The sequence below is a fragment of the Shigella sp. FC1661 genome (assembly GCF_001712525.1).
GTDB lineage: Bacteria > Pseudomonadota > Gammaproteobacteria > Enterobacterales > Enterobacteriaceae > Escherichia > Escherichia coli.
Genome location: NZ_MDGW01000104.1, coordinates 1 through 7,620, shown reverse-complemented (window position 1 = coordinate 7,620; position 7,620 = coordinate 1). Strand labels below are relative to the sequence as shown.

Below are 7,620 nucleotides of genomic sequence, written 5' to 3'. Positions count from 1 at the left end.
GCTGGCTGTTTTACGCGTATGACAGGATACGGAGGACGGTTGTGGCGCACGTCTTCGGTGAACGCACTCTGGCCACACTGGAGCGTCTTCTGAGCCTGCTGTCGGCCTTTGAGGTCGTGGTATGGATGACGGATGGCTGGCCGCTGTATGAATCACGCCTGAAGGGAAAGCTGCACGTTATCAGCAAGCGTTACACTCAGCGCATTGAGCGACATAATCTGAATCTGAGACAACATCTGGCAAGGCTGGGACGGAAGTCACTGTCGTTCTCAAAATCGGTGGAGCTGCATGACAAGGTCATCGGGCATTATCTGAACATAAAACACTATCAGTAAGTTGGAGTCATTACCTGGAATCCGTTATTGGTTAACTCAATGCGGGTTAGCTTATTAATATACAGACACGTCATAGTGATGAGCGTGTCTGTAGCTAGCTTGCGTTCAGTGGCGTTTGTGGATGGACCAGTGGCAGTTATGATGACTTACTAAAGCGGCATCGAGGCGTTATCATGAGAATACTCAATGAGACATCATTTCCTCGACCACTTCTTCGCTACTCAACTGATATGGATAATACGTTGGCCAGTTTTCCATTTCATTTAATAAAGATTGCTGTGAATCATTACCCATAAAAATGTGAAAATGAGATGATTTTCGTGGTGCAATTATATGATCGCTAAATTGTATATATTTAGGGGCTTTGCTTTCAGGATCTTTACATTCGAATAAGTAACGAACGCCTTTCTTGCCTGATTTATAGGTGAGTATTTTGTATCCATCGTAATCATATTTACAGGATGTTGTTTCATTATTTCTATGGAATTCAACAATGCCGTCCTCAATGCCAATCATCTCGATATCTGTTGCATAACCTTTGTGATAATAATCTTTAATTTCAGCAAATGTTTTAGTTTTATCTGCATCCGCTTTCTTCTGAAAGACGGGGTCAAGTTTGCCACTTTGCAGTAAAGGATAAACGGATTGCCAGACTCCATCCCAGTCACTGAGCGTTCGGTTTTGTACATTGGCATCATCAAAAACACCATTAGCAGCTTTTTGTTCGACCTCTGTTAAGGGTTTGCCGTGTGAGTGATGACCATGCGAAAAGGCAGGAGCGCTAACAATAAAGACACCTAACGCAACAGCCAGTTTGTGAAGACGAATCGCCAAAACAGTTTCCTCCAGAGTCATTGTATATGATGTGTAATGTTATATTGTAACATGTGGCAAAATGCAACAACTCTTAGGAGATGAGAGCATAGTTTTCTCAGGTGTACTTATCTATCTTATTGAAATAAAATGAATTATATTGATAATTTGAGGTTGATGACAAACGAAACATAATCTGATGTGATCTGCGTAGGCCGGATAGGGCGCTCGCGCCGCATCCGGCAGGGATAACGCGTACTTTGTCGGCAATATGAAGTTATACAGATAATTTGTTGTGAACCTGCTTGCGTAACCGGTTAAAAAGGGAACGCAACTTCTTATACCGTAAGGCTAAAAGTAGTACAGCCAGCCCAGCGTAGATGAGCGGCTGCGGTGAAATAATCTTCACTGACCACAGATAATGTATTGGGGCCAGGATCGCGACAAGATAGACGAAATTATGCAACTGTTGCCAGTGCTTGCCGAGTTTTCGCTGCATCGCCTGGGTTGAAGTAAACGCTAAAGCAAGCAAAATAACCCAGCTGATAATTCCTAACGTTAAATAAGGCCGGGTAATTAACTCCTTGCCTAATAACGCCAGATTATTCACGCCCAGCTCCAGCAATGCGTAACTGGTTAAATGCAGTGTCGCCCAGGCAAAGCACCATAAGCCTAACAGGCGGCGAGTGCGTATCAATAACGGCTGTTTTGCGTAGCGTGCCAGAGGTGTGATTAACAAGGTCGCCAGCAAAAATTTCAGTGCAGTGCGACCGGTAAAATGCTGAATATCTTTCACCGGATCGGCACCCAGTCCACCGTGATTGATCGCCCAGACCAGCCAGAGAAACGGCAACAATCCGGCAAGATGCAGGCTAACTTTCAGCCATGTCACCTGTTTTGCTGTCAGACGCATTCAGAAATTCTCCCGCAAATCCAGGCCACGATACAGCGATGCCACCTGGTCGGCGTAACCATTAAACAGTAGCGTTGGCTGGCGCTGAACATCGAGGATGCCGCCTGAACCAATAAATCGTTCGGTAGCCTGTGACCAGCGCGGGTGATCAACATGCGGATTAACGTTGGCGTAAAAACCGTATTCGTCAGGCGCTGCCAGATTCCAGGTGGTTGGCGGACGCTCGCGGGTCAGCTTAATACTGACTATCGATTTAATCCCTTTAAAGCCATATTTCCACGGCACAATCAGTCGTACCGGCGCGCCATTTTGTGGCGGTAACGCCTTGCCATAAACACCCACGGTCATCAGTGTGAGCGGATGCATTGCTTCGTCGAGACGCAATCCTTCGACATAAGGATATTTCAGCCCGCCGCCGATAAAGCGGTCCTGCTGGCCTGGCATTTGTTCCGGTGCATAAATTGTTTCGAAAGCGACATACTTCGCATTGCTGGTGGGTTCGGCAAGCGCCAGCAATTTGTGCAGCGGAAAACCAATCCACGGCACCACCATCGACCATGCCTCCACGCAGCGCATACGATAAATACGCTCTTCCAGCGGGAAGCGACGGGTTAAATCATCGTGATCGAGGGTCAATGGTTTTGCCACTTCGCCGCTGATTTTCAGTGTCCATGGATCGGTTTTCAGGCTACCAGCATTAGCGGCGGGATCGGCTTTATCCAGCCCGAATTCATAGAAGTTGTTATAACCGGAGACTTTATCTACTGGCGTCAGTGGCAGGTTATTTTGCCAGGCGGCAGGCTTGCTGAACTCCAGCGGTTTTCCGGCGGGGGCGGGCGGGCGATCGTTCCCTTTAAACCAGCTAAGCAGATCGGCATGCGCAGCGTGAGGCAAAGAAAGTGCAGCTGCACTGATGCCCAGTGCTTTTAACACCTGCCGACGCTTCATAAAGAATACCGACTCGGCCGTAACATCTGATTCTTTTAAAAATTGATTCTTTTTCATAAGCCATCACACTTTTTTGTCGTTAGCCAGCAAGAGCCGTTTACTGTTAATCTGTCAGGGAGTGTCCTCCCTAACAGTAGCAGAGATCTGCTTTTACATATTTATGCATTAACTGCCACGATAGGTTGAATACCCATATTGGCTAAGTAATAAAGGCACATGATAATGCTCGTTCACTTTATTAATATGAAATTCAACGGGGATCTCAGGGAAGAAACTTTCAAGATTTTGTTTCTTGAAATAGTCCCCGGTTTTAAATACGACACGGTAATCGCCCGTAGTTGCAGTTTGCTCGGGCCACAGTGCCTTAATTCGTCCATCCTTATCTGTTTTGGCGGTATTAAGTTGTAACCAGCCGTTGTCCGATTTCTTTTCAAGAGTGACTGTCACGTCGGCAGCGGGTTTTCCTATTTGCTGGTTCAAAATGTGCACGCTAAGAATGTTTTGTTGTGCGGCATAAACCAAAGAAGGTAATGAAAATGCTGCCGTTGCTACCGAGAGTACTAAATAACGCTTTAACATGTTTATATCCTTGTCATGTGAATGAGTTTTGAGGATAGCGAAAAAATGTCCAGGGTAACCTTACAGCAGCATTACAATTTTGTAATGAACCAGGCTGTTTCTATAACATATGATTTATGGCATATTATTTTCATGAAGATTTTACTTATTGAAGATAATCAAAGGACCCAGGAATGGGTAACACAAGGGCTTTCCGAAGCGGGTTATGTCATTGATGCCGTTTCTGATGGCAGAGATGGGCTTTATCTTGCGCTGAAGGATGATTATGCATTGATCATTCTGGATATTATGCTTCCGGGTATGGATGGCTGGCAGATCTTACAAACGTTAAGAACAGCAAAGCAAACCCCTGTTATTTGCCTTACTGCAAGGGATTCTGTCGATGACAGAGTCAGAGGGCTGGACAGTGGAGCAAATGATTATCTGGTAAAACCTTTTTCATTTTCTGAGTTGCTGGCAAGGGTTCGGGCACAATTAAGGCAACATCACGCTTTGAATTCAACATTAGAAATCAGTGGCTTAAGAATGGACTCTGTAAGTCAAAGTGTGAGCAGGGACAATATCAGTATTACACTGACGCGCAAGGAGTTTCAGTTACTTTGGCTACTGGCCTCCAGAGCTGGCGAAATTATACCCAGAACGGTTATTGCGAGTGAAATTTGGGGAATCAACTTTGATAGTGATACCAATACGGTGGATGTCGCCATTCGCAGGCTCCGCGCAAAAGTTGATGATCCTTTTCCTGAAAAGCTAATCGCCACAATACGGGGGATGGGCTATTCATTCGTAGCGGTAAAAAAATAATGAAAAGATTGTCTATAACCGTCCGTTTAACCTTGCTTTTTATATTGCTGCTGTCTGTTGCTGGCGCTGGAATTGTATGGACTCTCTATAATGGCCTGGCAAGTGAGTTGAAATGGCGCGATGATACAACACTCATTAACCGGACAGCGCAGATCAAGCAGTTGTTAATTGATGGGGTAAATCCAGATACGTTACCTGTGTACTTTAACCGGATGATGGATGTTAGTCAGGATATCTTGATCATTCATGGTGATGGTATCAATAAAATTGTTAACCGGACAAATGTCAGTGATGGCATGTTAAATAACATACCTGCTAGTGAGACAATCAGCGCAGCTGGCATTTACAGAAGCATTATTAATGACACTGAGATTGATGCTTTACGAATTAATATTGATGAAGTTTCGCCATCATTAACGGTTACTGTGGCTAAATTGGCTTCAGCCAGACATAACATGCTTGAACAGTATAAAATTAATAGCATTATAATTTGCATTGTCGCCATTGTACTTTGCTCAGTATTAAGTCCGCTGTTAATCAGAACGGGATTACGAGAGATCAAAAAGTTGAGTGGTGTAACGGAAGCGCTGAATTATAACGATAGCCGGGAGCCTGTTGAGGTTAGCGTATTACCGAGAGAACTAAAACCTCTTGGGCAGGCGTTGAATAAAATGCATCAAGCCTTAGTCAAAGATTTTGAACGCCTAAGTCAATTTGCTGACGATCTCGCTCATGAACTTAGAACGCCCATTAATGCATTACTGGGTCAGAATCAGGTTACGCTCAGTCAAACCAGAAGTATCGCTGAATATCAAAAAACAATTGCCGGTAACATTGAAGAGCTGGAAAATATTTCGCGGTTAACAGAGAACATACTGTTTCTTGCCCGGGCAGATAAAAACAATGTTTTGGTGAAACTGGACTCGCTTTCTCTCAATAAGGAAGTCGAAAATTTGTTGGATTATCTTGAATACCTTTCAGACGAGAAAGAGATTTGCTTTAAGGTCGAGTGCAATCAGCAAATCTTTGCGGATAAAATTTTACTGCAACGAATGTTATCGAATCTTATTGTTAATGCCATTAGATATTCACCAGAAAAATCGCGTATTCATATAACCAGTTTTCTTGATACCAACGGCTATCTTAATATTGATGTCGCCAGTCCTGGAACGAAAATTCATGAGCCTGAAAAACTCTTCCGTAGATTTTGGCGGGGAGATAATTCGCGTCATTCCGTAGGTCAGGGACTTGGTCTTTCTTTAGTCAAAGCGATTGCCGAATTACATGGAGGAAGTGCTACGTATCACTATCTCAATAAACATAATGTGTTCCGGATTATGTTACCGCAAAGAAATTAACATAGGGCTTCAGTACGCCATAAATCAACCATGAAAAAACGCAGCCACGTCGTGAGTATTAACGTGGCTGCGATTGATTATGCGCTTACATTCATACGTAACAGGGATTAACCCGCATAAGCTGCCAGCATTTCCTGCGCCGCCAGTTTACCCAACGCATTCGCTGCGAAAGGACTGTCGCCGGTGAGAACTTTACGGTCCTTATGTACTCGCCCGGTGATGTCGTCATTAATAATGTTCATGCCCATTTTCTTCAGCTCTTCGCCGAAGTACCAGGTGAGATGACCCGGCATATAGCCTATCTCTGGCGTTTGTTTGTCTGCGGCGTCTGGGAATGCGCAAATGGAATAACCATTCAGTGGGTTATCGCCGTGGCGAAGCGCCAGAAAAGCCGCCGGGCCGTGGCAAAGGGAGATAACAAAACGGTCATTTTTGATTGCCCACTGTAAAGCGGCAGCTACGTCCTGGCTTTCAGGTAAACCAATAAGTGCGCCATGACCACCAGGAACAAAGATTGCTGCATATTCGCTATCAGCGTTGAGGCTGGCGACAACATCCGCGAGTTTCTTCGGATTGCGGAACAACGATTTATGCTGCTCAAAGAATGGCATTACTTTTTCATCTTTGTGCGGCATAGCCCAGTATTCAAACTTGGTCATCAGACCGGAAATGGTCGCCACTTCGAATTCGAAACCTGCAGCATGGAGATGATACAACGGCAGCAACGTTTCAATCGGATGGTTACCGGTCGAGAACAGTTTTCCGTTATCGGTTGGCAAATAACGTTCGTCCGCGGCGATCACCAGAATTTTATGCTTACCGCGATACGGTTTTGGATAGTCCACGCCATCAAGATCAGAGACGGGACTGGTATATTGGCTAAGCGAATATTCTGAAGGGAAGAACGCATTATCTTCAGCAATATCGACCTGCGGATTTTTACTTGTTTGAACAGTCATAGTGTATTCCTTATTGTTGCTTAGTTAGGGTAGTCACTATATTTGCGACTGAGCTGGTCGCTATTTTTAACTAGGCTGGAAAATTGAGTCAATATATCGAAAGCGGTAGTCGGCGGGTGTAAGTATGTAATGATGATGCTGCACTGGTGTTGAATATTATTCACGCCAAATTTTCCTTATTGAGCAACGTCGTCGCAAGTGGCCTCAATGATTTTAGACCATTATCAGAGATGCGGGGCGGTGGGGAGAGATTTAGTGATGTGGAATATTGTGGTGCTGATGAATATTTATATCGCGGATTGGTAGAGAAAAAGCTTATTTCATGCACTATTTTTGCAAAGATTTCTATTTGGGAAGCGTGTTTGTTACGGGGTAATTCATCAGAATGTGCATTTGGGGTGTTGGCTGGAAGAGTCGCTGGTAGATGTTATTGTGGCAGGAGGGGCAGGGTAAGGTGCTGTATCGATATGCTTTGGCAATTGCGTGTGCCGCAGATGGAGATGAAATGCCAATAAAAAAGCCTGAGTTCGATGAGGGACGAACTCAGGTAATGACTCCAACTTACTGATAGTGTTTTATGTTCAGATAATGCCCGATGACCTTGTCATGCAGCTCCACCGATTTTGAGAACGACAGTGACTTCCGTCCCAGCCTTGCCAGATGTTGTCTCAGATTCAGATTATGTCGCTCAATGCGCTGAGTGTAACGCTTGCTGATAACGTGCAGCTTTCCCTTCAGGCGTGATTCATACAGCGGCCAGCCATCCGTCATCCATACCACGACCTCAAAGGCCGACAGCAGGCTCAGAAGACGCTCCAGTGTGGCCAGAGTGCGTTCACCGAAGACGTGCGCCACAACCGTCCTCCGTATCCTGTCATACGCGTAAAACAGCCAGCGCTGACGTGATTTAG

The 7,620-nt window shown here is 45.0% G+C and carries 7 protein-coding genes and 2 pseudogenes; 3 read left to right on the top strand and 6 right to left on the bottom strand.

Annotated features, from left to right (window positions below; translation table 11 throughout):
• Nucleotides 1-335: pseudogene (locus BFF42_RS07560) on the top strand (IS1-like element IS1X2 family transposase); the annotation flags it as partial.
• Between the two features lie 183 nt (nucleotides 336-518).
• On the opposite strand, the gene zinT reads toward BFF42_RS07560, so the two are convergent.
• The 4 genes from zinT to hiuH all read right to left on the bottom strand — a co-directional run bounded on the left by zinT (nucleotide 519) and on the right by hiuH (nucleotide 3,588).
• Nucleotides 519-1,169, bottom strand: coding sequence for a metal-binding protein ZinT (zinT, locus tag BFF42_RS07555; RefSeq protein ID WP_001007759.1), 651 nt, complete (start codon nucleotides 1,167-1,169; stop codon nucleotides 519-521).
• A gap of 256 nt (nucleotides 1,170-1,425) precedes the next feature.
• Nucleotides 1,426-2,061, bottom strand: a complete 636-nt coding sequence (msrQ, locus tag BFF42_RS07550) for a protein-methionine-sulfoxide reductase heme-binding subunit MsrQ (RefSeq protein WP_001240105.1) — start codon at nucleotides 2,059-2,061, stop codon at nucleotides 1,426-1,428.
• The gene (gene msrP / locus BFF42_RS07545) at nucleotides 2,062-3,066 is read right to left on the bottom strand and encodes a protein-methionine-sulfoxide reductase catalytic subunit MsrP (protein WP_000740100.1); all 1,005 of its coding nucleotides are present in this window, start codon (nucleotides 3,064-3,066) and stop codon (nucleotides 2,062-2,064) included.
• A 108-nt stretch (nucleotides 3,067-3,174) separates the two neighbouring features.
• Nucleotides 3,175-3,588 (bottom strand): hydroxyisourate hydrolase, encoded by a 414-nt coding sequence (gene hiuH / locus BFF42_RS07540; RefSeq protein WP_000920122.1) that lies wholly within the window; start codon nucleotides 3,586-3,588, stop codon nucleotides 3,175-3,177.
• A 132-nt stretch (nucleotides 3,589-3,720) separates the two neighbouring features.
• On the opposite strand from hiuH, the gene hprR reads away from it, so the two are divergent.
• Together hprR and hprS are read left to right on the top strand one after the other, a co-directional pair.
• Complete coding sequence (gene hprR, locus BFF42_RS07535; protein ID WP_001339045.1) at nucleotides 3,721-4,392, top strand: response regulator transcription factor HprR; 672 nt, start codon at nucleotides 3,721-3,723, stop codon at nucleotides 4,390-4,392.
• Nucleotides 4,392-5,750: a two-component system sensor histidine kinase HprS gene (gene hprS / locus BFF42_RS07530; RefSeq protein WP_000826763.1), complete on the top strand. Its 1,359-nt coding sequence runs from the start codon at nucleotides 4,392-4,394 to the stop codon at nucleotides 5,748-5,750. The genes hprR and hprS overlap by 1 nt, the downstream gene beginning before the upstream one ends.
• A 107-nt stretch (nucleotides 5,751-5,857) precedes the next feature.
• Here hprS and hchA read toward each other — a convergent pair whose 3' ends face one another.
• The gene (hchA, locus tag BFF42_RS07525; protein WP_000218214.1) at nucleotides 5,858-6,709 is read right to left on the bottom strand and encodes a glyoxalase III HchA; all 852 of its coding nucleotides are present in this window, start codon (nucleotides 6,707-6,709) and stop codon (nucleotides 5,858-5,860) included.
• Between the two features lie 561 nt (nucleotides 6,710-7,270).
• Nucleotides 7,271-7,620, bottom strand: a pseudogene (locus tag BFF42_RS07515) (IS1-like element IS1X2 family transposase); the annotation flags it as partial.